At 73.8% G+C, this 21,848-nt stretch carries 22 protein-coding genes; 3 read left to right on the forward strand and 19 right to left on the reverse strand.

Annotated elements, in window-relative coordinates; all coding sequences use genetic code 11:
- Positions 1–249 precede the first annotated feature (249 nt).
- The 13 genes from ACFPBZ_RS16635 to ACFPBZ_RS16695 all read right to left on the reverse strand — a co-directional run bounded on the left by ACFPBZ_RS16635 (position 250) and on the right by ACFPBZ_RS16695 (position 10,225).
- Entirely contained in the window at positions 250–1,110 is an 861-nt protein-coding gene (locus ACFPBZ_RS16635; protein WP_378037197.1) for a TatD family hydrolase, read from the reverse strand.
- The gene (metG, locus tag ACFPBZ_RS16640; protein WP_378037198.1) at positions 1,107–2,903 is read right to left on the reverse strand and encodes a methionine--tRNA ligase; all 1,797 of its coding nucleotides are present in this window, start codon (positions 2,901–2,903) and stop codon (positions 1,107–1,109) included. The genes ACFPBZ_RS16635 and metG overlap by 4 nt, the downstream gene beginning before the upstream one ends.
- Before the next feature lie 132 nt (positions 2,904–3,035).
- The gene (gene upp / locus ACFPBZ_RS16645) at positions 3,036–3,656 is read right to left on the reverse strand and encodes a uracil phosphoribosyltransferase (RefSeq protein ID WP_378037199.1); all 621 of its coding nucleotides are present in this window, start codon (positions 3,654–3,656) and stop codon (positions 3,036–3,038) included.
- A gap of 85 nt (positions 3,657–3,741) precedes the next feature.
- Positions 3,742–4,095: a hypothetical protein gene (locus tag ACFPBZ_RS16650; RefSeq protein WP_378037200.1), complete on the reverse strand. Its 354-nt coding sequence runs from the start codon at positions 4,093–4,095 to the stop codon at positions 3,742–3,744.
- A 163-nt stretch (positions 4,096–4,258) separates the two neighbouring features.
- Positions 4,259–4,606 (reverse strand): hypothetical protein, encoded by a 348-nt coding sequence (locus tag ACFPBZ_RS16655; RefSeq protein ID WP_378037201.1) that lies wholly within the window; start codon positions 4,604–4,606, stop codon positions 4,259–4,261.
- 52 nt (positions 4,607–4,658) lie between these two features.
- Positions 4,659–5,045: a hypothetical protein gene (locus ACFPBZ_RS16660; protein WP_378037202.1), complete on the reverse strand. Its 387-nt coding sequence runs from the start codon at positions 5,043–5,045 to the stop codon at positions 4,659–4,661.
- Between the two features lie 71 nt (positions 5,046–5,116).
- Positions 5,117–5,533: a hypothetical protein gene (locus tag ACFPBZ_RS16665; protein ID WP_378037203.1), complete on the reverse strand. Its 417-nt coding sequence runs from the start codon at positions 5,531–5,533 to the stop codon at positions 5,117–5,119.
- A 458-nt stretch (positions 5,534–5,991) separates the two neighbouring features.
- Complete coding sequence (locus ACFPBZ_RS16670) at positions 5,992–6,348, reverse strand: hypothetical protein (RefSeq protein WP_378037204.1); 357 nt, start codon at positions 6,346–6,348, stop codon at positions 5,992–5,994.
- Between the two features lie 228 nt (positions 6,349–6,576).
- Positions 6,577–6,936: a hypothetical protein gene (locus ACFPBZ_RS16675; RefSeq protein WP_378037205.1), complete on the reverse strand. Its 360-nt coding sequence runs from the start codon at positions 6,934–6,936 to the stop codon at positions 6,577–6,579.
- 528 nt (positions 6,937–7,464) lie between these two features.
- Positions 7,465–7,899, reverse strand: a complete 435-nt coding sequence (locus ACFPBZ_RS16680; protein ID WP_378037206.1) for a hypothetical protein — start codon at positions 7,897–7,899, stop codon at positions 7,465–7,467.
- Between the two features lie 188 nt (positions 7,900–8,087).
- Positions 8,088–8,426: a hypothetical protein gene (locus ACFPBZ_RS16685; RefSeq protein ID WP_378037207.1), complete on the reverse strand. Its 339-nt coding sequence runs from the start codon at positions 8,424–8,426 to the stop codon at positions 8,088–8,090.
- Positions 8,427–8,744: 318 nt separating this feature from the next.
- Complete coding sequence (locus ACFPBZ_RS16690) at positions 8,745–9,143, reverse strand: hypothetical protein (protein ID WP_378037208.1); 399 nt, start codon at positions 9,141–9,143, stop codon at positions 8,745–8,747.
- Between the two features lie 173 nt (positions 9,144–9,316).
- Entirely contained in the window at positions 9,317–10,225 is a 909-nt protein-coding gene (locus ACFPBZ_RS16695) for a haloalkane dehalogenase (protein WP_378037209.1), read from the reverse strand.
- A 140-nt stretch (positions 10,226–10,365) separates the two neighbouring features.
- Between ACFPBZ_RS16695 and ACFPBZ_RS16700 the strand changes: the two genes are divergently transcribed.
- The 3 genes from ACFPBZ_RS16700 to ACFPBZ_RS16710 all read left to right on the forward strand — a co-directional run bounded on the left by ACFPBZ_RS16700 (position 10,366) and on the right by ACFPBZ_RS16710 (position 14,436).
- Positions 10,366–11,739: a primosomal protein gene (locus ACFPBZ_RS16700; protein WP_378037210.1), complete on the forward strand. Its 1,374-nt coding sequence runs from the start codon at positions 10,366–10,368 to the stop codon at positions 11,737–11,739.
- A 146-nt stretch (positions 11,740–11,885) separates the two neighbouring features.
- A complete protein-coding gene (locus ACFPBZ_RS16705) occupies positions 11,886–13,100 on the forward strand; it encodes a PA containing protein (protein WP_378037211.1) in 1,215 nt (404 codons plus the stop codon).
- 145 nt (positions 13,101–13,245) lie between these two features.
- Positions 13,246–14,436: a D-alanyl-D-alanine carboxypeptidase family protein gene (locus ACFPBZ_RS16710; RefSeq protein WP_378037212.1), complete on the forward strand. Its 1,191-nt coding sequence runs from the start codon at positions 13,246–13,248 to the stop codon at positions 14,434–14,436.
- A 135-nt stretch (positions 14,437–14,571) separates the two neighbouring features.
- On the opposite strand, the gene yhjD is transcribed toward ACFPBZ_RS16710, so the two are convergent.
- The 6 genes from yhjD to ACFPBZ_RS16740 all read right to left on the reverse strand — a co-directional run bounded on the left by yhjD (position 14,572) and on the right by ACFPBZ_RS16740 (position 21,803).
- Complete coding sequence (gene yhjD, locus ACFPBZ_RS16715) at positions 14,572–15,621, reverse strand: inner membrane protein YhjD (protein WP_378037213.1); 1,050 nt, start codon at positions 15,619–15,621, stop codon at positions 14,572–14,574.
- Between the two features lie 115 nt (positions 15,622–15,736).
- Positions 15,737–17,194, reverse strand: a complete 1,458-nt coding sequence (locus ACFPBZ_RS16720; RefSeq protein ID WP_378037214.1) for a flavin-containing monooxygenase — start codon at positions 17,192–17,194, stop codon at positions 15,737–15,739.
- Positions 17,191–18,222 carry an FO synthase gene (locus ACFPBZ_RS16725; RefSeq protein WP_378037215.1) on the reverse strand — a complete coding sequence of 344 codons (1,032 nt, stop codon included), beginning with the start codon at positions 18,220–18,222 and terminating at the stop codon, positions 17,191–17,193. The genes ACFPBZ_RS16720 and ACFPBZ_RS16725 overlap by 4 nt, the downstream gene beginning before the upstream one ends.
- Positions 18,219–19,418 carry a 7,8-didemethyl-8-hydroxy-5-deazariboflavin synthase CofG gene (gene cofG / locus ACFPBZ_RS16730; RefSeq protein ID WP_378037216.1) on the reverse strand — a complete coding sequence of 400 codons (1,200 nt, stop codon included), beginning with the start codon at positions 19,416–19,418 and terminating at the stop codon, positions 18,219–18,221. The genes ACFPBZ_RS16725 and cofG overlap by 4 nt, the downstream gene beginning before the upstream one ends.
- Positions 19,411–21,114, reverse strand: a complete 1,704-nt coding sequence (locus ACFPBZ_RS16735; protein ID WP_378037217.1) for a GAF domain-containing sensor histidine kinase — start codon at positions 21,112–21,114, stop codon at positions 19,411–19,413. Before ACFPBZ_RS16735 ends, cofG begins: the two co-directional genes overlap by 8 nt.
- The gene (locus ACFPBZ_RS16740; protein WP_378037218.1) at positions 21,111–21,803 is read right to left on the reverse strand and encodes a response regulator; all 693 of its coding nucleotides are present in this window, start codon (positions 21,801–21,803) and stop codon (positions 21,111–21,113) included. The genes ACFPBZ_RS16735 and ACFPBZ_RS16740 overlap by 4 nt, the downstream gene beginning before the upstream one ends.
- Positions 21,804–21,848: the final 45 nt, after the last annotated feature.

Genomic DNA, 21,848 nt, shown 5'->3' on the forward strand with positions numbered 1-21,848 from the left:
GAGCCACAGAAGAAATCCGCTTCATCCGTGCGTCCGGGCAGGAACCGCATCCGGGTCGAGCCCCGACCGGGAACCCTGGGGAGAGTTCCGGGTCATCCCGGATGCCGGGGGTTGGTTCCATCCCGGCGAGTCACGGCACGGTAACGACCACCGAGCCGTCGTTACCAAGCCGACACGTTCGTGGTGCGCCGAGCGGCAGTCGGGCGACGACGAGCGCGGTCACTGCGTGCACCTTCGTTCGACAGCGCGTCACGGTTGAGGCTGTTCGGCCAGCCGGAAGCTCCGTTGGGCGTTCCGGGTGGCCGCCGCGGCGAGCTCCTCGGCCGGCTCGTCACGCAGCTCCGCGAGGTCTCGGACCGTGTGGGGGATCACGTAGGGCTCGTTCGGCCTACCGCGGTACGGGTGCGGGGTGAGAAACGGGGCGTCGGTCTCGGTCAGCACGAGGTCGGCCGGGGCACCGGCGGCCGCCTCCCGGAGCTCGACGGCGTTCGCGTTGCGGAACGTCGCGGTCCCGGAGAACGACATGAGCCACCCGTGCTCGGCGCAGACGCGCGCCAGGTCCGGTCCCCCGGAGAAGCAGTGGAAGACGACCGTGTCGGGCGCCCCCTCGGCGCGCAGGACGTCGAGGATGCCGTCGTGGGCCTCCCGGTCGTGGATCACCAGCGGGAGCCCGGTGCGCTTGGCGAGGTCGACGTGCCAGGCGAACGCCTCGCGCTGGACCTCGAGGGGCGCGCAGTCCTCCCGGCGGGTGGTCCAGTAGTCGTCGAGCCCCGACTCCCCGATCGCGACGACGCGCGGGGCCGCGGCCAGGGCCTCGATCTCGGCCCGCGCGGCGTCGTCGAGGTCGTTCGACCGCGTGGGGTGCAGGCCGACCGCGGCGTACACCCGCGGGTCGGTGCCGGCCGCCCAGGCCGCCCACCGGGCAGACGCGAGGTCGTCGGCCGTCGTCACCATCGCCCCGACGCCCGCCGCGGTGGCCCGGTCGAGGACCTCCGCGAGCGTGGCCGGGTCGGTGGCCCCGCAGGCGTCGAGGTGGGTGTGGCTGTCGACGACGCCGCCGTCGATCGGCTCCGGCAGGGGCGGGGGGACCCGGTCCTTGCTGCTGCTCATGCGGGGGTGATCGGGGCCCACTCCGGGCCGGTCTCGCCCAGGCCGGGGTCGAGCTTCGCGAACAGCGGGGTGGGCCGGGCCAGGGGACGGCCGACGGGGATCGGGGTGGACTCCCAGCGGGCCTGCTCCCCCGCGTAGTCGCCGGTGAGGACGGAGTGGGTGGTGCCCAGCGTGCTGGTCACCCCGGAGTCCTCGCGGTGCGGCTGCGCGGCCCACACCCCGGTGCCGCCGAGGGCCTCGTGGACCTTCTGCGCGGCGTGCGGGAGGAAGGGGGTGAGCAGCGTGTTGGCGTCCTGCACCACCTGCAGCGCGGTGTGCAGGATCGTGTCGCGCCGCTCGGGGTCGTCCTTGCGCTTCCACGGCTCCTGGTGGCTCAGGTAGGCGTTCGCCGCCCCCACCACGCGCATCGCCTCGGACGAGGCCTGCTTGAACCGCGAGCGCTGCAGGTGCGCGCCGATCGTCGTGAAGGCCGCCTTGGACTGCGCGAGCAGCTCCGCGTCGGCCGCCTCGGGCCGCGTGGGCTCGGGGACCGCGCCGACGTTCTTCGCCGCCATCGAGACGGAGCGGTTGACGAGGTTGCCCCACTCGTTGGCGAGCTCGAAGTTGGTGCGCCGGACGAACTCGTCCCAGGTGAAGTCGGTGTCCTGGTTCTCCGGGCCGGCCACCGCGATGAAGTAGCGCAGCGCGTCGGGCCCGAACTCGCGCAGGAAGTCCCCGACGTAGATGACGGTGCCGCGGCTCGTCGAGAACTTGGACCCGGACATCGTCAGGAACTCGCTGGAGACCACCTCGGTGGGGAGGTTCAGGGTGCCGAGCTCGCCCGGGTTCCCGCCCCGGTCCCCCGCGCCGTTGTTGCCGAGCAGGATCGCGGGCCACATCACCGAGTGGAAGGTGATGTTGTCCTTGCCCATGAAGTAGTAGGCCGACGCCGCCGGGTCGCACCACCACTGCTTCCAGGCGTCCTTGTCGCCCGTGCGCTCGGCCCACTCCACCGACGCCGACAGGTAGCCGACGACGGCGTCGAACCAGACGTAGAAGCGCTTCATCGGCGAGTCGAACCAGCCGTCGAGCGGGATCTTGACGCCCCAGTCGATGTCGCGGCTGATCGCGCGCGGCTTGAGGTCGTCGATGAGGTTGCGGCTGAAGTTGAGGACGTTCGGGCGCCACGCGGTCCGCGTGTCGAGCCAGCGGTGCAGCGACTGCGAGAAGGCGGGGAGGTCGAGCATCAGCTGCTCGGTCTCCCGGAACTCGGGGGTCTCGCCGTTGATGCGGCTGCGGGGCTCCCCGAGGTCGGCCGGGTCGAGCTGGTTGCCGCAGTTGTCGCACTGGTCGCCGCGCGCGTGCGGGTAGTTGCAGATGGGGCAGATGCCCTCGATGTAGCGGTCGGGCAGCGTGCGCCCCGTCGACGGGCTGATCGCGCCGAGCGTCGTCTCGGGCAGCACGTAGCCGTTGCGCCACAGCGCGGTGAACAGCTCCTGGACCACGCGGTGGTGGTTGTCGGTGGAGGTGCGGGTGAACAGGTCGTAGGACAGGCCGAGGCCGACCAGGTCGTCCTGGATCACCCGGCTGTACCGGTCGACGAGCTCGCGGGGGGTGGTGCCCTCGGCGTCGGCCTGGACCTGGATCGGGGTGCCGTGCTCGTCGGTCCCGGAGACCATGAGGACCCGGTTGCCGACCATCCGCTGGTAGCGGGAGAACACGTCGGAGGGCACACCGAAGCCGGACACGTGGCCGATGTGCCGGGGGCCGTTCGCGTAGGGCCACGCGACGGCGGTCAGCACGGACTCGCTCATGGACCCATTCTCCCGGTGCCGTCGAGGACCGCCCCCGCCGGTCCCGCCGACGGGCGCGGCGCGCCCTCCGCGGCGCTGTCGGCTGATCCGGCGCGAGGTACGAGCGGCCGGGGCAGCGACGGCTTGCCGCGACTACATCGCGCCGAACTGCCGGTCCCCCGCGTCGCCGAGCCCCGGGACGATGTAGCCGTACTCGTTGAGCCGCTCGTCGACCGTCGCCGTCACCACCCGCACCGTGGGGTGCGCCCCCGTCAGGCGGTCCACGCCCTCGGGCGCGGCCACCACGCAGACCGCGGTCACGTCGTCGGCGCCGCGCGCGACGAGCAGGTCGATCGTGTGCGCCATCGAGCCGCCGGTCGCGAGCATCGGGTCGAGGACGAAGACCGGCCGTCCGGCGAGGTCGGCGGGCAGCGACTCCATGTACGGCGTGGGCTGCAGGGTCTCCTCGTCGCGCGCCACCCCGACGAACCCCATGAGGGCGCCCGGGACCTGGGCGTACGCGGCCTCGGCCATCCCGAGCCCCGCCCGCAGCACGGGGACCAGCACCGGCGGGGCGGCGAGCTCGGTGCCGGCGGTGTCGGCGACGGGCGTGGTCACGCGGGTCTCGGTGACGGGGGCGTCGCGCAGGGCCTCGTAGACGAGCATCGTGGTCAGGTCGGCGACGGCGGCGCGGAAGGCGGCGCGGTCGGTGCGCGCGTCGCGCAGGGTCGTCAGGCGCGTGCGGGCCAGCGGGTGGTCGACGACGAGCAGCATGGCGGCACAACCTAGTCCCGACGACGACGGCCGGTGCCCCTCCCGTGGTGGGAGGGACACCGGCCGGCGGTGTGGCGGGCGTGGATCAGAGGCCGAGGAGCCCGGTGATCGTCGTGACGATCGAGGTCTCCTCGGTCTCGGTCGAGGTGCGGGTCACGGTGTCGCCGTTGGTGATGGTGCCGGCGAGCGCGGCCACGTTGTTGTCCGAGGCGATCTCGTTGCCGTTGAGGATGTCGCAGACGTTCGAGCCCGAGATGTCCTGGTCCCCACCGGTCGTGTCGCCCAGGGTGCGGCCGGCGCCGTTCTCGCTGGAGGCCTTGACGGCGTTCGAGCAGCCGGCGGCCGGGGCGGCCTCGTGGGCGGAGGCGACACCGGCGAGGGAGCCGAGGCCGGCACCCGCGATGACGGTGGCGAGGACGGCGGAACGGAGGACGGACATGGGTTTTCTCCTGGGATGAGCCGGCCGGGATCATCCCGGGCGGGGGCGAACGGAGTGCGGGTGGTCGGACACCCGCGAGGGAGGGGGAGCGGGGTGGGCCGGCGTGAACGCCGGCCCACCCCTCCGACTCCGAACGGGCAGGCCCGTCCAGTGGTCTTCGGAACTAGTCGCCCAGCGTCGTGGTGGACGTCGAGGTGTCGGTGTCGGTGGACGACCGCGTGATGTCGGTGGTGTCACCGTTGGTGATCGTCCCGAGGGCCCCCGCGACGTTGTTGTCGCTCAGGACCTTGTTGCCGTTGAGGATGTCGCAGAAGTTCGACCCGCTGATGTCCTGCGCGCCGCCCGTGGTGTCGCCGAGCGACCGGCCCGACGAGTTCTCCGACGCCGCCTTCGCCGCGTTCGAGCAGCCCTTGGCCGGCGCGGCCTCGTGGGCGGTGGCGATGCCGGCGAACGAGCCGAGGCTCGCGCCGACGACGGCGACGGTCAGGACGGACTTACGGAACATCGACATGAGTGACTCCAGAAGGAAAGGAAGCGGGGAGCGAACGGGAGCGGACGGCGGATCAGCCGCCGAGGAGGCCGCCGAGCAGGTCGCCGAGGATCGGGATCGTGGTCTCCGAGGACTCGGTGTTCGTCTCGGTCGAGGTCTCGGTGATGTCGGTGGTGTCACCGTTGGTGATGACGCCACCGAGGGCGGCGTTGTTGCCGCTGAGCAGCTCGTTGTCGTTGAGGATGTCGCAGAAGTTCGAGGCGCTCAGGTCCTGGTCGCCACCGACGGTGTCGCCCAGCGAACGGCCCGAGCCGTTCTCCGACTCCGCCGCGATCGCGTTGGAGCAGCCCTTGGCCGAGCCGCCGTCGTGGTGGTCGGAGGCGAACGCGGCACCGGACATGGAGCCCAGGCCCGCGCCCACGACGGCGAGAGTGAGGACGGACTTGCGGAACATCGACATGAGAGGTGACTCCAGGAGACGAGCGGAAGGGGAGCGGAGAACGAGCGGAAGAGCGAGCGGAGCCGGTCGGCTCAGCCGAAGAGGCCGCCGAGCAGGCCGCCGAGGTCCGGAAGGCCGCCGCCGGCGCCGCCACCGGCGGGCGGGGCCGGGACCGTGGTGTCCGAGGTCTCGGTCGTCGTCTCGGTCGAGGTCTCCGTGATGTCGGTGGTGTCACCGTTGGTGATCGTCCCGCCGAGCGCGGCGTTGTTGTCGCTGAGGACCTCGTTGCCGTTCAGGATGTTGCAGAAGTTCGAGGCGTCCAGGTCCTGGTCGCCACCGGTGGTGTCGCCCAGCGAACGGCCCGAGCCGTTCTCCGACTCCGCCGCGATCGCGTTGGAGCAGCCCTTCGCCGCGCCACCGTCGTGGTGGTCGTGCGCGAACGCGGCACCGGACATGGAGCCCAGGCCCGCGCCGATGATCGCGGTGGCGAGAACGGTCTTGCGCAGCATCGACATTTCGTATTCCCCCGATGGTCGGTGTGACGTGCATCCGGCCCTGCACGTTCCGACGCGCAAGATGGCCACGTGCTACCCAACGGACGGCCCAGTGAGGGGTCACGGGGAAATCACGACGTTCCCCCGTTCGTGAGCTAACGGGCGATTTCGGCGGCACGCTCCACGGTTCTTCCCGACGTCCCGCACCCCCTTTCTGGTGCAGGAACGACGACGCACCTCCCCGCCGACGCGGATGCGGGCCCGTGGGGTCGGCGCGGCGGCGCCGAGCTCGCGGCCGACCCCCCGACGGGCACGGTGGGTCGGCACGTCACCCGGACGTGTGCGTCCTACCCGCGGTCCGGCCTCCCCGCCCGCCTGATGGGCGTTCGCCCAGCTCAAGGCCCTACCCGGAGACGACGAAGGCCGGCATCCGCGGTGCGGATGCCGGCCTGGGGTCGGTCGGTCGGGACGGGTCAGTTGAAGGGGAACCCGGGGCCGAAGAAGGAGTCGAAGGAGACGTTCGTCGTCCGGGTGCTCGTCCGGGTGATGGTGGTCTGGTTCCCGTTGCGGATCGTCCCACCGGCCGTGGCGATGTTGTTGTTGCTGCCGATCGTGTTGCCGTTCCCGTTGCCGCACGAGTTCGACGTCGTGATGGTCTGGGAACCGCCGGTGACGTTTCCGATGGTCCGCCCGGCCGAGTTCTTCGTGACCGACTTCACCGTGTTCGAGCACGAGTTCGACGGGGCGGCGGACGCAATTCCCGCCGTGGAGGCGAGACCCACTCCGGCGACGGCGGCGGCGACGGCGACACGACCGAGGACGTTCTTCATGATGTGTTCCCCCTGGGATTCGAGCTCCTGTCCGGAATGCCGATCGCGTTCCGGTCTCGTCCCGGGTATCGCTCGATCTCGAGCCCGCGTCACCGTTGCCGACAATTGTCCGCCGAACGGGTGACGACACACGTCGGGCCGGATTCCCACGCTGCTGGGGAGCAGAGCCCCGGAGGTCGTCCGGGGCAGCGCGTGGGAATCCGGCCCGAGGTGGCAGGAGGACCGCTATCAGACGGGGAGGAGCCCGCTGAAGATGTCGGTGATCGTCGAGGTCGAGGTGGAGGTCTCGTCGATCGTCGTGGTGTCGCCGTTGGTGACCGTGCCGCCGGCGGCCGCGACGTTGTTCCCGCTGAGGACCTCGTTGTCGTTGAGGATGTCGCAGGTGTTGCTCAGGTCGAGGTCCTGGTCGCCACCGGTCGTGTCGCCCAGCGTGCGGTCCGTGCCGTTGCTGCTCTTGGCGGCGGCGGCGTTGGAGCAGCCCTTGGCGGCGTCGCCACCGTGCTCGTGGGCCATGGCCACGCCGGCGGTGGAGGCGAGGCCCGCACCCATGATCAGGGTGGCGACGGCGGCCTTGCGGAACATCTGCATCTGAATTCCCCCGAGGAATCGTCGAGCTGTCGGTCCGGCGGGAGTTGACTCTCCGTGCCGGTCAGTCACAGAGCGCTCAACGCGGTGGGACCAGCGCAGGTCACGGGTCCGTCACGACGTTCGCCCGTTCGTGATGGAACATTCCGCTGACCTGCGACGATGGTGCATGTCCGGAACGGCCCCCCGAGGACGAGTGGGGCGGTGGTTCCGCACGTGGCGCACGAGGTGGGGCCGCGGCTGCGCGCCCGCGACGGCTCGCTCCCCGCGCCGACCGCCGAGCGGGCGCTGAGGGTCCACCGGGCAGCCGTGACGACCCACTCGGCGAGCCGGACGGGGTCGAGCCACGGAGGACGCCGGGAACCGAGTCCTCGCGACCCGGTTCTCGGGCTCGGCACCGAGAACGTGACCGGGTGGGCGCTGGAGGCTCCGCCGACAGCCGCGAGCGCCCACTCGAGAGGTCCCGCACAAGCGAACGGCCCCGGTCCTCTCCGCGGAGGAGAGGGCCGGGGCCGTCGGGAGAAGCCTGGACTACCGGATCGGCACCGTCTCGGTGGTCGGCGGGGCCGGGGCGGCCTTCGGGGCCGGGGCCGTCTGCGGCGCGGGGGCGGCAGCCGTCCGGGCGCCTGAGGGGGACTCGGCGTCGAGGCCCGAGGCGGGGATCTCGGTGTCGTCCGCCGGGCTCAACACGCGCACGGTGTTGCCACTCAGGACGCTGTTGCCGTCGAGGACGTGGCACACGTTGAGGCCGAGAGCGCCCTGGCTGCCGTTCAGGAGGCTGCCGACGTTCGTCGCGCCGCCGTTGTGGACCGAGCCGCCGGCGGTGTTGCTGCAGTCCGAGGAGGACTCCGACGAGGAGTGGCCGTGGTGGCTCTCGCAGGGGGCGTCGCCGGCGAAGGCGGCTCCCGCGGTCGAGACGAGGCCGGCGCCGATCACGGCGGACGTCAGCACGGTCTTGCGGAACATGGACACGAGGTGGACTCCTGCTCGCAGTACGGGGGTGCCATGCGTCGAGCCCGGCCGGGACCGGTCGGTGACGGTCCCGGCCGGAGGCTCGACCGGAGGAACCCGCTGCGGTCGCGCTCGCCGGGCCCGACCTTCGGGGGTCGTCGGGGGCGGCGGACGTGGGTCGGCGACGCGCGGGCGGCGCCGAACTAGATGGGCAGGCCGGGGAGGGTGCCACCGAGGATGCTGATGTCGTTGTCCGACAGGATCTTGTTGCCGTTGAGGTTGTCGCACACGTTGAGGCCCAGCGCACCCTGGCTGCCGTTGAGGGCGCCGATGAGGTTCTTGGCCCCGCCGTTGTCGATCGAGCCGCCGGCCTCGTTGCTGCAGCCGTTGTTGTTGGTGACGGTCTTCGAGTGACCGTGCGACGACTTGTGCTCGTGGCCGTTGTCGTGGCCGCAGTCGCTCGCGAAGGCCGAGCCGGTGGTGGCGGCGAGGCCGGCGCCGATGATGGCGGTGGTCAGGACGGTCTTGCGGAAGGTGGACACGCTGGTGAGCTCCCCTGGTCGGCGACACGTGCGCGACCGGACGGATCGCACACGGTGCGTCGTGGCGCAATCACGCTCACGACCCGGTGACATCAACGCCTCGAACGAGTGAAGGTCACGGTCGTGTTGCGATTCCGGTGACGACGCCGGGGAGCGGGACGCCTTGAACAGGGGATCCGAGGAGGCGGTTCACCTGTTCGGAGCACACACGCCGACGGGCCGGCACCCGACGGGACCGAGGTCCCGGGGTGCCGGCCCGTGGAGGGTGCGGATCGAGCGGCGTCAGCTGCCTGCCCGCAGCCGAGCGCGGTGGAGCTGTCAGCCCCCGACGGTGGTCGACTCGGTGTCGGTGACCGTCGAGGTGAGGGTCTTGGTCAGGGTGTCGCCGTTGGTGATCGAGCCACCGAGCAGCGCCACGTTGTTGTTCGAGAGGACCTCGTTGCCGCTGAGGATGTGGCAGAGGTTCGAGGCGGACAGGTCCTGGTCGCCACCGGTGGTGTCGCCCAGCGTGCGGCCCGCGCCGTTCTTCGACTCGGCGCCCACCTTGTTGCTGCAGCCGTCGGACGAGGCCGGCGCGCTGTGGTGCTTGCCGCCGCCGTGGCCGCCGTCGCCGTGGTGCCCGCCGTTGCTCGGGGCGTCCCCGGCGAAGGCGGCCCCCGACATGGAACCCAGCCCGGCGCCGATGATCGCGGTCGCCAGCACGGTCTTACGGAACATCGACACGATGTACCCCCACGGATCTCAAGAGTCTGCCGGTCCCGCCGGGCGGCGGGTCCGCGCCCATCACGGTGGGGTCAACGGGGGTGGTCGACGGGGGTCACGGCCTCCGTTGCTGGTTCATTCGTTCGAGCGCACTGCCTGCGGAGGCCTCAAGCACTAGCGCGTTCGCACTAGTGGGTGACCTCGCGGGCCAGCCGCACCGCCAGGGCCCCGAGCTCGGCGCCCGCGTCCTCCTGGAGGAAGTGGCCCGCGTCGCGCACCACCGCGTGCTCGGTGCGGGCGGCCCCCGGGACGTGCTCGCGCAGCAGGGGGCCCATCGCGGCGGTGATGGGGTCGGAGTCGGAGAAGGCCACGAGGAACGGCCGGTCGTAGCGTCCGAGCGCCGCCCAGGCCTCGCGGTTGGCCGGGGTCTCCGGATCGTCGGGACGGGTGGGGACGAGCAGCGGCATCGCCCGCGGTCCCGCCTTGTGGGCCTCGTCGGGGAACGGGGCGTCGTAGGCGGCCCGCGCCTCGGCCGACAGTCCCCGCGCGCAGCCGGAGGCGACGAGCCGCCCGACGTCGAGGGTCTCGGCCCGCTCCACCGCCCGCCGGAACTGCCACCACGGCCCGGGCATGTCGACGTCGCCGGTGGGCAGCCCGGTGTTGGCGGCGAGGACGCCGAGGTACCGCTCGGGCGCCTCGGCCACCAGCCGCAGCCCGATCAGCCCGCCCCAGTCCTGGCCCAGCAGGACGAGGTCGTCGAGCCCGAGGGCGTCGACCGCCTCGCGCACCCACGCGACGTGGCGCGCGTAGGAGTGGTCGGCCACCTCGGCGGGCTTGTCCGAGCGACCGAAGCCGACCAGGTCGATCGCGACCGCCCGCACGCCCGCCGTGGCCAGCACGTCCAGGACCCCGCGGTAGAGGTAGGACCAGGTCGGCTCGCCGTGCAGGAGCAGCACCGCCGGCCCGGTGGCGGGCCCGACCTCGTACGCCGCGACCCGGACCGGCACCGACGCATCGTCGGGATCGCCCACCTCCACGTAGCGCGGGACGAGGGGAAGGCCGGCGAAGCGCTCCTCCGGGGTGCGCAGCAGTCGCATCGACGCAGGGTGCCAGCCGGGGCCGCGGAGTGCCCATCCCCCGGACGCGAGGCTCCCCGAACGGCCTGGTCACCCCGTTGGCCCTAGGGTGGCCGCCGCTACACCCGCACGTGATCACCCACCCGACTCGGAGGCCGCACGTGGCCCAGGACATCGTCCCGATCACCCTCGCGCTCACGGGTGGGGACCTGGTCACCCTCTGGGCGCCGCGCTGGCGGGAGGACGGCGAGGAGTGGGAGGCCTTCCTCGGCGACGACGACCACGTGTTCGCCTTCGACGACGCCGCCGACCTCGCCGCCTGGATCCGCACCAGTGACGCCGACGGGCTGGCGCACGACCTCGCCGACCACCCCGCGTGGGGCGTCGTCGGCGGTCTATCGGTCGACGAGCTGACGCCCGAGGAGATCCAGCGCTACGACGTGGTCGGCGTGCCGGAGCTGGTGGCCGACGAGCCCGACACCTTCTCGGTCGACGACCTCGCCGAGATCGCGGCGATGACGCGCTCGCTCGCCGACGTCTGCGACCTCGCGATGGTCAGCGAGATCCTCGACTCGACGCCCGCGTTCGCCGCCCTCGGCCAGGGGGTCGCGGTCTTCGGCGGGCGCGACGGCGAGGCCCTCTGGGCCGAGCTCGCCGACGTCGTCGCGGAGCGCTGGGACGAGGTGGTCGACGCCCTCGACGGCCTGGTCACCGTGCCGGAGGTCGACGTCGAGCTCGCCGCGAAGCTGCGCGCCACGGCGACGCCGCCCGCCGCGGACGGCGTCGTCCCCGACGACGAGGCCTCGTCGGGCAGCGCGGAGGACGCGGAGAACCACCCCGCCGACCCGGAGGCCGTCGCCACCGACCCGAAGGACTCCGCGGTCGACGGGCCGCTCGCCGACGCGCCGGACGACCTGCGCTCGGACACCGCGGGCGAGTCGCTGCGCTCCGACCTGGTCGACGCCGACGAGGAGCCCGAGCCCGGCTTCTGGGAGGAGGTCGGCATCGACCCGATCTCGATCCTCTCGGCCGAGGGCGAGGTCGTCACCCTGCGCTGCTTCCTCGACGACGAGCCCGTCTTCCTCGGCCGCGACGGCCGCATCGAGGTGTTCTCCGGCGAGCGGGCGCTGCGGACGTGGATCGCCGGCGACGGCACCGAGGGCCACGACCTGGCCGAGGTCTCCACGTGGTCCGAGGTCGTGACCGCGGCGGTCGGCGGCGACCTCACGATCGAGGTCGCCCCCGAGAACCGCTACGTGTTCGTCGGGATCGGTGAGGACCTGCTCGAGGGCCCGCAGGCCGTCGACCCCGCGCAGCTCGAGCTGGCCGTCGAACTGCTCCTCGACGCGGGCGACTGGGCCGGCGACGAGACGGTCCGGGAGTCGCTCGCGACCTCGGAGTCCCTCGGATGGCTGGTCTCCTTCGTGCTGCGGCCCGACCCCAACCGGCTCACGCCGTCGCCGCCCTTCCAGCGCGAGGCCACCCGGTGGCGGGAGCTCGAGGACCGGTTCCTGGGACGCCTGCGTCACCCGTGACCCGTGGGACGGACGGAGCGCGCCCCGGCGAAGGTAGCGAGGGGCGCGTCCGAACGGGTCACACCCGCTGGCTAGCCTGCGTGGCGATGACCGACGTCGAGATCGTTCCCACGTCGTCGCCCGACCTGGCCGTGTCCCCTCGGAGAGTGGCTCCTGTGATCGACACCAACCAGACCATGTCCTTCGACCGGATGCGGAGCATGCTCGTCCGGGCCGCCGAGGTCCGGGACTCCGAGCAGCAGCAGGTCTTCGACTCGCTCGACGAGATCCATGGTCGTCTCGCCGCGCTCGACGCCCTGGGCGCGATCCGCAAGCGGCTCGCCGAGGTGCCCGACCGCACCGAGATGAGCGTGCTCGCCGAGCGGCTCGACGAGACCGTCGCGAAGCTCGACGCGCAGGAGTCGGCGATCTCGTCGCTGGCCCGCGCCGTCGAGGGCATCGTCGACCGGGTCGTCGACAAGCTCGCCACCCCGTTCGCGCAGCTCGACGGCCGTCTCGACGGTGTCGCGGGCCGCTTCGAGGGTGTCGCCGGGCGGATGGACGGCCTCGAGGACCGCGTCGGGGGCCTGCACAAGCGCCTCGACGACCTCGACAACCGCCTCGACCGTCACGAGATGCGCCTCGACGGCCTGCCCGCCGCGGTCACCGGCCCGGTGCGTGAGCGGCTCGAGTCGGTGGAGCACTCGCTGCGCGGGCAGGTCGAGGAGACCTCGCGGGCCCTCGCCGAGACCTCGCGGTCGCTGTCCGAGGAGATCGCCGGCTCGCGCCAGTCCGCACACGGCGACGCCGAGCACGCCCGCACCACGGCCGACACCACCGCGCGGGAGCTGACCACGCGGCTCGAGGAGCTCGCCGGGCGCCTCGACGGCGTCGGCACCCGGGTCGAGGGCGTCGAGCAGACGCTCGCGCAGCGCGTCGAGGGCGTGCAGCACACGGTGACCAGCTCGATCGAGGGCGTCGACTCGAAGCTCACCGGCCGGGTCGAGAACCTCGACACCGCGCTGACCGGGCTCTCGACCCGCGTCGACGGCGTCGAGGCGAACCTGGGCGACCGGGTCGCCTCGCTCGGCTCCTCGCTCGAGGCGTCGCTGGACAAGCTCGACGGCACGCTGGTCAACCGGCCCGACCACGAGGCCGTCGTCGCGCTGGTCAACCGCTCCAACGAGGAGTCCGAGCGTCGCCAGGCGGGCCAGCTCGACGAGGCCCTGTCGACCTTCGCCGAGATCATCCTCGGCTCCGGCGGACAGCAGCAGACCCCGCCCCGCCCGGCCACCCGTCGCAGTTCCCGCAAGCCCGCGCTGACCAGCGGGCGCGAGGTCTCCCTCAACGGCGACCACGCGCCGGAGGACGACGAGGACTAGCACCACCCGGTCCCGACGACGGCCCGTCCCCGACCCCGGGGGCGGGCCGTCGCCGTGTCAGCACTGCGGCCTTGCTGACAGTCAACGTCACAAACGCGCCCTGTCTGGGCGGGCCCCCGACGCCCCCGTCTAGGCTCGGCGACCGATGCCCCAGCGCCTCGCGGCCTCGCTCGTCGTCGCCCTGCTCGTCCTGCTCGGAGCCGCACCCGCCGCCTCGGCCACCGCGCCGGCCGCCCCGGCCCAGGCCGCGTGCCCCCAGGTGAACCAGCCGTCCCCGCCGGTCGACGCCTCCGAGGCACCGCGGCCCGGCGGCACGGTGCCCGGCCCGCTGCCCGTCCCCGACGAGCCCGTGGGCGGCGAGAAGATGGGTACCTGCGGCACGGTGGTGCCCGACGGGGCCCCGGCGCCGCCCGAGGTCGGGGTGCAGTCCTACGTCGTCGCCGACCTCGACACCGGGGCCGTCCTCGCCGCCCGCGTGCCGCACGCCCGCCTGCGCCCGGCGTCGCTGCTCAAGACGCTCACGGGCCTGCTCGTGGCGCGGACCCTCCCGCTGGACCAGGTGCTCGTCGGGACCGAGGACGACGCGAACCAGGAGGGCACCCGCGTCGGCATGGGCCCGGGCGGGCAGTACACGACCCGCCAGCTGCTCGACGCGATGCTCATGGCGTCGGGCAACGACACCGCGCACGCCCTCGCCGTGCGGCTCACCGGCTCGGTGCCCGCGACGGTCGAGAAGATGAACCGGACCGCCGCCGAGATCGGCGCGCTCGACACCCGGGCCGCGACCCCCTCGGGCCTCGACGGGCCGGGCCAGTCCTCGAGCGCCTACGACCTGGCGAGCATCTTCCGGCTCGGGATGCGCGAGGCGCCGTTCGCGCAGGCCGTCGGCACCCGCCAGATCCAGTTCCCCGGATTCGGCGGGAAGCCGCCGATCGCGGTGGACAACGACAACAGGATCTTCCGCTACCCCGGGGCGCTCGGCGGCAAGACCGGCTTCACCGACGACGCCCGCCACACCTACATCGGCGCCCAGGACCGTGGCGGACGGCGCCTCGTCGTGGTGCTGATGCGCGGCGAGCAGCGCCCCGTCCCGATGGTGGACCAGGGGCTCGCGCTGCTCGACTACGGCTACGCACTCCCCCGCGGCGCCTCGGTCGGCCGCCTCACCGAGCCGGGTACGGCGGCCCCGGCCGCGGCCGGTCGCTCGGACACCACCTTGTTCGGCGCGCCCGACTCCCCCGTCACCGGCACGACGAGCTGGGGCACCGTCCTCGCCGTCGTCGCGGTGGCCGGGCTCGGGCTCGTCGTGCTCGTCCTGCGACTGCGGCGGCGCTGATCCCGCTGGAGCGAAGGGCACTCTCGCGCACGTAGAAGCAGCGGGAGTGCCGCTCGCTCCGGGAGCGCACGCACGAACGGCCCGCTCGGCACCGAAGGGTGACGAACGGGCCGTCCGTCCGGAGAGCAGGGACCGTCAGCGCCGCCGACGCATCCCGTTGATCCCCAGCACGCCGCCGACCACGCCGAGCACCGCGCCGGCGCCGAGCAGGCCCGCCGTCGCACGGGGCCCGGGGACCGCGCCGACCGTCACCGCGGGCCGCACGATCACGGGGGCGGGCTCGCGGACGTCGGCGGGCTCGTTCTCCTTGAGCGTCGCCGCCCAGGCGGTGACGAACAGGATGAAGCGCGAGACGAAGTTCGCGAACACCAGCAGACCGATGATCGGGCCGAACGCCGCCCCGGCCGGGGAGTTGGTGACGCTGGCGATGTAGACGGTCATGACCTGCTGCAGGATGACGAACCCGACCGCCGCGAGGATCGCCGCACGCCCGGCGGAGCGCAGCGTCACGGGCTCCCGCGGCAGGCGCGCGATCACCCAGAGGAACACCAGCCAGTTCGCGACGAGCGTGATGGCGATACCGGCGATGCGCAGCAACACCTGGACCCAGGTCTGCCCGGCGAGCCCGAGGAACTCGGCGATCGCGTTCCCGGCGCCGCCCGCGATCGCGGTGATGGCGAAGGAGATCCCGAACGCCAGGCCGAGGCCGAGCATCGCGACGAGGTCGCCGCCGTAGCGCTTGACGATCGTCGGCGGCTCGCCGCGCTGGTCCCACTGCTCGGAGAGCGCCTCGCGCAGGTTCCCCATCCAGCCGAGGCCGGAGTAGAGCGCGCCGAGCAGACCGATGATCCCGACGGCGTTGCGCTGCTGGATCGCCTGCTGGATCACGCCGTTGAGCAGGTCACCCAGCCCGGGCGGCGCGGCCGCCATGATGCCGGCGGTGATCTGGTCGAGCAGCTGCTGGTTGTTGACCAGGACGAACGCCGCCGCCGCGAACGCGATCATCAGCAGCGGGACGAGCGCGAGGATCGAGAAGTACGTGATCGCCGCCGCGTAGTGGTCCCCGTGCTTCTCGGTGTAGCGCGTGCCGGCCCGGACCAGGTGGTCGAGCCAGGGGCGCTGCTCCCGGATCTGCTCGAACTTCGTCTTCTCCTGCGGCGGGCTCTCCGCCGTGACCGCAGTCATGGTCGAGCTCCCCTACCGGCGTGCTCCCCTTGATACTTCGTCTCCGTGCTCATGCCGCCTCATCTCCCCGACGCGCCGGATGCGCTGCGTCACCTCTACCCGCGGGGCGGGGCGATCACGCCGTCGCGGACCCGGCGCTACCGAGATAGGGAGCCGGGTCGAACCGTGCGTTGCGCTCCCGGAACGAACGCGCCGACCCCGGCCACAGCAGCGTGAGCCGCCCGCTGGCCTCGTCGACGTACCAGCTCCGGCACCCGCCCTGCAGCCACACCGTGTCGCGGGCGGCCGCGTCGACGTCGGCGGCGTAGGCGCGCTCCGCCGCCGCGGACACCTCGAGCGGGCCCGGCGCCGACGCGAGGTGCGACAGCGCACCGAGCACGTAGTCGATCTGGGTCTCGATCATGTAGACGGCCGAGTTGTGCCCGAGGCTCGCGTTCGGCCCGTCGAGCACGAACATGTTCGGGAAGCCGTGGACCGTCGTCGACGCGTACGCCGTCATCCCGTCCGCCCAGTGCTCCGCCAGCGATGCGTACCGGCCGTGGACCCGCTCGGCGTAGGGCTGGCGGGTGGTGTGGAAGCCGGTGGCGAGGACCAGCGCGTCGAGCTCGTGCTGCCGACCCGAGGCGGCCGTGGCCGTCCGGCCCGACACCGACGCCAACGCGGAGTCCTCGAGGGTCACGTCGTCGCGGGCCAGCGCGGGGTAGAGGTCGTCGGAGAGGACGATGCGCTTGCAGCCGATCTCGTAGTCCGGTTCGAGGCGGCGGCGCAGGTCGGGGTCCGCGACCTGCGCGGACAGGTGGGCCCGGGCCCGCGCGCGCAGCTCGTCGATCGCGGGCCGCACCCGGCGCCGCGCCGCGATCCCGCGCTCGGCGTCCTCGAAGATGTCCTGACGATGCCGTGCGGCGGCGGCCGGGTCCTCGGTGAACCGGGCGCGCTCCGCCCCGGTGTACGGGCGGTCGCCGCGCGGCACCACCCACGCCGGGCTGCGCTGGAACACGACGAGCTCCCCGGCCCGCTCGGCGAGGTGCGGCGCCACCTGCGCCGCCGACGCCCCGGTGCCGACGAGCCCGACCCGCTTGCCGTCGAGCGAGAGCGCCGGGTCCCAGCGGGCGGTGTGCACCACGGGGCCGTCGAAGCCGCTCACGTCGGGCATCCGGGGCTCGGTCAGGCGCCCGGCGGCGACGACCAGCACGCGCGCCCGCCACGTCCCGGCGTCGGTGACGACGTCCCAGCGGCCGTCGCGCCACCGCGCGCTGCGCATCTCCTGGCCGTGCCGCACGTGCGGCAGCACGCCCTCGTCGGTCGCGGCGGCGCGCAGGTAGTCCTGGATCTCGGCCCCGGGCGCGTAGACCCGCGACCAGTCCGGCGCCGGACGGAACGAGAATGAGTAGAGGTGCGAGGGGACGTCGCAGGCCACGCCCGGGTAGCGATTGTCGCGCCAGGTCCCGCCGACCTCGTCGGCCCGCTCGAGCACCACGAAGTCGCGGTGGCCGCGCCGGCGGAGCCGGATCGCGAGGCCGAGCCCCGCGAACCCCGCGCCGACGATCGCGACGTCCACCTCTCCATCGCTCATCGGCCCACCGTCACCCGCTCCGGGGGCACCTCGCCGTAGAGCGTCGTGCGCTGGCGCACCGGCCGGCCGAGCTCGGCGGCGATCGTCGTGACGTCGTCCGCGGTGAGCACCCGCCCGGCCTCCGGGCCGGCCGCCGGGTCGAGGGTGCCGTCGAGCAGGAGCCCGCCGAGGTCGTCGGCGCCGCCGCGCAGCACGGCGAGGACCTGGGCGCGATCGAGCTTGGGCCACGCGGCCTGCAGATGGTCGATACGCCCGTGCAGGAGCAGCCGGGCGACCGCGTGCAGGGCGCGCGTCTCGCGGGCCGACGCGCCCCGGGCGGCGAGCCCCGGCGGGACGTCCACGAGCGGCATCGCGATCAGCTCGGTGAACCCGCCCGTGTCGTCCTGGATCGCGGCCAGGGCGCGGAGGTGCGCGACCTGCTGCGCCGCGGTCTCGACGTGCCCATAGACGATCGTCGCCGTGGAGCGCAGGCCGGCCTCGTGCGCGGTGCGGACGAGCTCCACCCAGCGCGCGGCGGGGATGTCGGTGCCGCCGGTGAGGGCGGCGCGGACGGAGTCGTCGAGGATCCGTGCCGCGGTGCCCGGCACCGAGCCCAGGCCGGCCGCGCGGGCCGTCGTCAGGAAGTCGGCCACCGACGAGCCGCGCCGCGCGGCGGCGGCCTCGACCTCCGCGGGGCGGAAGGCGTGCACGTGCAGCGGGGCGACGGCCGTGATCCGGGCGACGAGCTCCACCGCCGCGTCGGGCCCCGCGGCGTCGGGCAGCGGTCCCTGCAGGCAGACCTCGGTGGCGCCGAGCGCCCACGCCTCGGAGACCAGCGCGTCGAGGTGGTCCGGCGTCAGCACGAGGCCCGGGTCGAGGTTGCGGTTCACGACGACCGTCAGCGCGTCGCCCACCGTCTTCTGCCGCAGCTCGTCGGCGAGCGCACCGAGCTCGTCGAGCTCGTCGCCGTCGGCGCCGAGCAGGGCGACGTAGGCCTCGTCGGGAAGCCCCGCGGGGTCGTCGCGCGCGGCGGGCAGCCACGAGGTCATCGCGCGGCCACGGGCATCCCGACGAGGCCGTCGGCGTCGGCCAGCGTCGCCACGGACGGCGCGACGGCCGGGTCGATCCAGCCCGCGTCGCGCTGGTAACGGGGGTAGACGGTGAGCCGGGGCCGCAGCGTGAAGCCGGCCTTCGCCGTGATCCGCGCGAGCTCGTCGAGGCCGGGCCAGGGGCGCTCGGGGTTCACGTGGTCGGGGGTGACGGGCGAGACGCCGCCCCAGTCGTCGATCCCGGCGCGCAGCAGCAGGGCCTGGTCCTCCGCGGCGTCCGCGGAGTCCCCGAGCTCGCCGGCCAGGTTCGGCGGCGCCTGCACGGTGACCCCGAGCGGCATCAGCAGCCGGGCGACGGCCACTGCGGCGACGAACTCGTCGAACTCGGCGTCGGGCTCGCCGCGCATCGCCGTGTCGGGCTTCGCCCGGAAGTTCTGGACGATGACCTCCTGCAGGTGCCCGTACTCGCGGGACAGGTCGGCCAGTGCGATCAGCGACTCCGCCCGGTCGCGGCGGGTCTCCCCGATCCCGACGAGGACGCCGGTGGTGAACGGCACCCGCGCGCGGCCCGCGTCGGCGATCGCCTGCAGCCGGACGGCCGGCTCCTTGTCGGGCGACCCGTGGTGGGCGCCGCCGGGCTCGACGAGCAGCGTCGACGTCGACTCCAGCATCATCCCCATCGACGGGGCGACCGGGCGCAGCACGGCGAGCTCGTCGGGGGTCATGACGCCGGGGTTCAGGTGCGGCAGCAGCCCGGTCTCGGCGAGCACGGCGGCCGCGGCGGCGCGGACGTAGTCGATCGTCGAGGAGTAGCCGCGCGCGGCGAGCCACTCGCCGGCGGCGCGCCAGCGGGCCTCCGGGCGGTCCCCGAGGGTGAACAGGGCCTCCGTGCAGCCCTGCTCCGCGCCCTCCCGGGCGATGGCGAGGACCTCGTCGAGCTCCATGTAGGCGGCGGGCAGCCGGCCGGGCACGGTGGCGAACGTGCAGTAGTGGCACCGGTCACGGCAGAGCCGGGTGAGCGGGATGAACACCTTGGGGCTGTAGGTGACGACGCCGGGACGCCCCTCGTGCTCCAGGTGCTCGTCGCGGCGGCGGGCGGCGCGCGCGAGCAGGTCGTCGAGGTCGGCGCCCCGCGCGGAGAGCAGGGCGGTCACGTCCCCGACGTCGGAGCCCGTGCTGTTCGTGTGATCAGCCACGGCCCGAACGTACGCCCGGACCGGGCACGGCGGCAGCGACGTCCGACCCGGCGGGGGCGGTGATCTCCGACCCGTCGGGCGCGGCGACCGGCAGCCGCACCGTCACGGTGGTGCCCTCCCCGGGCGCGCTGTCCACCGAGACCTCGCCCGCCATCGCCGTCACGAGCCCGTGCACGAGGGCGAGCCCGAGCCCGGCGCCGCCGGCCTCGTCGCTCCCGCCCGCCTGCGTGAACGGCAGGAACAGCCGGTCGAGGAGCCCGGGCGGGATGCCGGGACCGCCGTCGGCGACCGTCACCGCGGCCCCGTCCGCGGCCACGCGCACCCACCCGTCGACGTCGTTGTGCCGCACGCCGTTGGTGACGAGGTTGATGAGCACCTGGCGCACCCGGCGCGGGTCGGCCCACGCCGTCGGGCCGCCGCCCGCGGGGAGGTCGGTGCGCAGCCGGATCCCGCGCCGGGCGGCGACCGGCTCGAGCAGCGCGAGGACCTCGTGCACCAGCGCCCCGAGGTCGACCTTCTCCGGCGCGAGCGGCAGGGCCCGGGCCTCGAGGCGGGCCAGGTCGAGCACGTCGCCGACCAGGTCGAGCACGTGGCGGGCCGCGGCGTCGATGTGGCCGAGCGCGGCGTCGCGGCGGGCGGGCGGCAGCTCGAGGGTGCCGAGCAGCTCGGCGAAGCCGATGATCGCCTGCAGCGGGGTGCGCAGCTCGTGGCTCAGCGTGGAGAGCAGCTCCGACTTCGCCCGGCTCGCGTCCTCGGCCACCCGGGCGGCGAGCTCGGCCTCCCGGCGGGCGGTCCGCTCGCGCTGGGCCGCGCGGCGGGCGGTGACGTCGACGACGTTGAGGCTCACGTGGCGGCTGGGCCCGGCGCCGACCAGCGAGACGGTGAGCGCCGCCTGCACGGTGGCGCCGTCGGCCCGCACCAGGCCCACCTCGAGCGGCCCCGTGGGTGCGGCTCCGTCCGCGAGCCGGTGCAGCAGGTCGCGCGCCGCGGCCCGGTCGGCGCCGAGCAGCACCACGTCGAGGTCCCGGGCGAGGAGGGCGGCGGGCGGGTGCCCGAGCATCGTCGCGAGCGCGTCGTTGACCTTGAGGAAGCGCCCGTCGAGGTCGGTGAGCGCCATCCCGACCGCGTTGTCCTCGAACACCCGGCGGAACCGCTCCTCGCTCTCGCCCAGCGCGCCGTAGAGCCGGTCGTGCTCCAGGGCCACCGCGGAGAGGTCGGTGAACCGCGCGACGAGGCGGCGCTCGCGCTCGTCGGGACGGTGCGGGCTGGCGTGGTAGACCGCGAACGTGCCGAGGACGCCGTCGTGGCCCCGGATCGGGCTCGACCAGCAGGAGCCGAGACCGTGCGGCAGCGCCAGGGTGCGGAACCGGGCCCAGCGCTCGTCGACGGCGATGTCCTCGGCGATCACCGCGGTGCCGCGGTAGGCCGCCGTGCCGCACGAGCCGGCGTCGGCCCCGATGGACAGGCCGTCGATCGCCGCGGAGTAGGCCGGGGGCAGCGACGGCGCGGCGCCGTGGTGCAGCGTGCCCGCCGCCGGGTCGAGGACGAGCACCGAGCAGCGGCTGCCCGGGATGAGCTCCTCGAGCGCGAGCGTCACCGCCCCCAGCACCTCGGCCCGGGAGGCGCCGCCGGCCAGGAGCTCGAGCACGTGGTGCTGGCGGTCGAGCAGGCCACGCGTCTCGTCGAGCTCGCTCACGGATCGAGCTGGTAGCCGACGCCGCGCACCGTGCGGATGCGGGGCGGGGCGGCCGGGTCGAGGCCGAGCTTGTGCCGGAGCCGGTGGACGTGCTCGGTGACGGTGGCCTCGGACTGCCAGCCCTCGCTGCACCACACCTGCGCGAGCAGCTGGGCGCGGGTGAACACCTGGCGGGGGTGCGCGACGAGGAAGGCCAGCAGGTCGAACTCCCGGGCGGTCAGCTCGACGGGGTCGCCGTCCACGGCGGTCTCGCGGGCCGCGACGTCGACGCGCAGCCGTCCGGCCGTCACCGGCGCCGCGGTGGCGGGCCGCGCGCGCCGCAGCACCGACCGGACGCGGGCCGCGAGCTCCCCGGGGGAGAACGGCTTGACCAGGTAGTCGTCGGCGCCGAGATCCAGCCCGACGATGCGGTCGGTCTCCCCGCTGCGCCCCGACAGCACGATCACCGGCAGCGACTCGGTGGCGGGCGCGGTGCGGACGCGCCGCAGCACGTCGAGGCCCCCGACGCCGGGCATCGTCAGGTCGAGGACGACGAGGTCGGGCCGGGCGGCGGCGATCGCGCCGAGCGCCTCCGCGCCGTCGGCGGCCTGGTCGACGGCGAACCCGTCGGACTCGAGCTGCCAGGACGCGAGGGTGCGGACGGCCTCGTCGTCGTCGACCACGAGAACCCTCGATGCGCCCGGGTCCACGTCGACCCCCTCCCGCCGGTTGTACGGATCGTGCCGAGCCGGTGA

Origin of the sequence: Actinomycetospora atypica (assembly GCF_042653685.1) — a bacterium.
GTDB lineage: Bacteria > Actinomycetota > Actinomycetes > Mycobacteriales > Pseudonocardiaceae > Actinomycetospora > Actinomycetospora atypica.